This is a genomic window from Helicobacter sp. T3_23-1056 (assembly GCF_053654535.1).
Genome location: NZ_JBSIUU010000083.1, coordinates 1 through 975 on the forward strand (window position 1 = coordinate 1; position 975 = coordinate 975).

1 protein-coding gene is annotated in these 975 nt (G+C 42.1%); it reads left to right on the plus strand.

Annotated features, from left to right (window positions below):
* Window positions 1-975, plus strand: a 975-nt coding sequence (locus ACWIUO_RS13765; RefSeq protein ID WP_454178455.1) for a hypothetical protein, incomplete at both ends; no start/stop codon positions are given.

Genomic DNA, 975 nt, shown 5'->3' on the forward strand with positions numbered 1-975 from the left:
TAGAGCAAATCGCCCTAGCAGCAAGAAGCAACAAAGGGGGCGAAAAAACTTTAGGCGAGCAGGCTACCTCCGCGCTGGGCGTGTATCAAAAAGACATAGAAAAAAACCTGCTAGAAAATAAATCACGCAGATTTTTAGAGAGTGAGAGCGTAGATAATCAACGCCAAATCGTAGCAAGACTGCTAAACGCCCCGCTAAAAGAGGAAGAAGCAAATCTAGCCCTTTTAGCAAGCCTTAGCAAAGCTAGCTATGATTTAGACATAGCCAAAGCCCTAGATAAGATTCAAGGCGATGATTTGCTAGTATCAAAAGTAAAAAATATGCTTATTTCAAACGCTGGCGGGTTTTATAACATTGCCAAAAGCATAGCCACACCAAAGCTAAATGAAATTACCAACTACCTAGTAAATGCCATCGCGTTTTTAGGCAAAGAGACCAAAAACGCAGGCAAAGCCACAAGCATAAACCGAAGCGAGATTTACAGAGAGCTAGCAAACAAAATCAATGAACGAATAGAAGCAAAAGTGCAGGTTTTTGATGCTTTACAAATCCCAAAAGAGCGATTTATCCACGAGATAAAGGCAGATATTTTAGGGGCTAGCCTTGTGAAGTTTTCAAACCAAGATTTTGCAAGCCAAAGGCTTTATGAAGCGTTGAAAGAAATGCCTGAAGTGCTAGAAAAAAAGTTTGCTGAGCCTAGCTTTGATTTTTTTGGCGATAGTGAGGTAAAAAGCCTTAGTGAAGTGGATTTATACGACTTTTTGGACTATATGATAGGCAAAGGACAACAAAACGAAGCCACCTCCGCGCTAAAAGACGCGCTAATCAACCTAAAAAAATACGAAAACACAACCCCAACGCCACCAACAACCCCAACACCACCAAAAGACACGCCACCAAAACCCGATAAATCCCCCTCACTTATGCAAGAGAACAATTTGCAAGCCCCCTCACTTAGCACGAGGGCAGACAAAG